Raw genomic sequence first — 365 nt, 5'->3', positions numbered from 1 at the left:
TTGGCCGGTGCCCTGCCCTTCGGGGGCTGCCGGGTCGTGCTCGACCTCGAACTCGGCACGCAGCGCCTGGCCGGCCGGGTGGGTGAGGGTGGCCTGCAGCGTGGGGGTCGCGGTGGTCACCGTCACGCCGTCCACCACCTTTGCCGGGGTGATGGTCAGGTCGGTGGCGGTGGGTTTGGGCAGGCTGACGGTGAAGGATTGCCAGTCCGACCAGGCGGAGGCGGCGGTGGCCGAGACCGCGCGGGCCCGCCAGCGCACCTTCCACCCGTCGGTCAGCTTGTCCGCCGGGACGGCGATGCTTGCCTGGGTGCCCGCCGGGACGTTGTCGGTGCTGCCGGTCCAGATCTGGCCGGTGCCCTGGCCGG

Annotated in this window: 1 protein-coding gene; it reads right to left on the bottom strand. The window is 73.7% G+C overall.

What is annotated here, in order from left to right:
• Positions 1-365 (bottom strand): hypothetical protein (locus FLX08_RS41145; protein ID WP_167530787.1); only part of this gene is annotated, 365 nt, incomplete at both ends.

It is taken from the genome of Microbispora hainanensis (assembly GCF_006874475.1).
Taxonomy (GTDB): Bacteria; Actinomycetota; Actinomycetes; order Streptosporangiales; family Streptosporangiaceae; genus Microbispora; species Microbispora hainanensis.
The sequence above is the reverse complement of the archived record's forward strand: the minus strand, read 5'-3'. Positions and strand labels throughout refer to the sequence as shown.